General features: G+C 71.0%; 2 protein-coding genes. Both read right to left on the reverse strand.

Going from position 1 to position 1,366, the window contains the following annotated elements; all coding sequences use genetic code 11:
- The coding region (locus M0638_RS26945; protein ID WP_248670045.1) for a hypothetical protein at positions 1-561 on the reverse strand (561 nt) is incomplete at its 3' end.
- A 12-nt stretch (positions 562-573) separates the two neighbouring features.
- Positions 574-1,366, reverse strand: a 793-nt coding sequence (locus tag M0638_RS26950) for a hypothetical protein (RefSeq protein WP_248670046.1), incomplete at its 5' end; no start/stop codon positions are given.

Genomic DNA, 1,366 nt, shown 5'->3' on the forward strand with positions numbered 1-1,366 from the left:
CGCCGCGTGGTCGAACATGAGGCCGCGCAGGCCGGAGCCGATGGAACTGGGGAGCTGCACGAGGATCGGCGTCACCGGCTGCCCGGCCGCGCGCACCAGGCGGAAACCGCAGCCGGCGCCCGAGCCGTAGACCATCTGGCTCGGCATCGACATCCAGAGTGTGTCCGGGCAGTCGATCACCAGCCCGTCCGGCATGTAGAAGCTGAGGCCGCTGTTGAGCGCCGCCTGCGCCTTGGCGAACGGCGAAGCGCCGAAGAAGTCCAGCACGCTCGGCAGATCGGACAGCCGCGACTGCACGCTGCGGTCGGCGCCAACGACCCCGCTGCGCCGGAACAGCAGGTTGCTCGTGACCGCCGCGGGGTCGGCGAAGTCCGCCCCGTTCGCGGCGCGCGCCGCCTTGGTGGCGGCGGCAGCCTCGCCGGCCGCGGCGCCCGCAGCCGTCGCCGCCTCGGTCGCGGCCTCGGACGATCCGGCGAGGTCAATCGCCTCGTCGAGCGCGTTGTTCAGCTTCGCGGCCGGGAGATGTTCGCCCGAGGTGAAGAGGACCGTGCGCCGGGTCATGCTCGCGCCGCCTCAGTAGCCGACCGCGACGTAGGCGATCTGCACCGTGCCAGATCCGGGGCTCGGCCGGACCGAGACGCCGAAGCCCGCCACGGTCCATCCGCCAACCGGCACGCCGATGTTGCGCGCCGTGCTGTCCGGGCTGGTCCAGTTCGCCAGCACCATCAGCGGCGTCGCCTTGAATGGCTGCTGGAAGGCGACGGTGCCGTTGCCCGATCCATCGAGAGTGACGGTGGCGCTGCCCCACTTCACCTCGCAGCCGGTGAGGTCGCGCCGGTGGCCGGAGACCGCGAGCCACGCGCTCGTCACCACGTTGCCGGTTCCGTTGTCGATGATCGGCGCGAGCGAGGCGTTGTAGAGGTTGCGGTCGCCCACACGGATCCCGGAGGTCCCGGCCTGCATCGTCACGCCGTAGCGCACGGCCTTGAAGTCGTTGCCGTCGATCAGCCCGCGCGCCACGCCAGCGCCGACGTTCACCCCGTCGAAGTCCACCGCGCCGGTGGTGTCCATCAGCGTGTTGCCGGTGATGGAGAGGTCGCCCACGCCGGTGGCCGTCGAGGCGTAGATGCCGATGCCGGTGGTGTGCGCGGTCGCGGTCGCGATGCGGTACAGCTCGTTCGCCAGAACCTTGATGTCGCACATGTCGGTGACGGCGACGTTCTCGAGGTAGGCGTTGACGTGGTTGCCCTCGATCAGCACGAAGGGCCGCGCGCCGGCGCCGGACGTGGTGTCGCCGGTGGTGACGATGCCGCGCTCCACTTCGACGATGCTGTTGTCCCGCGCGACCACGCCCTCGCAGCCCGAG

This window comes from Roseomonas acroporae, from assembly GCF_023223525.1.
GTDB lineage: Bacteria > Pseudomonadota > Alphaproteobacteria > Acetobacterales > Acetobacteraceae > Roseomonas_E > Roseomonas_E acroporae.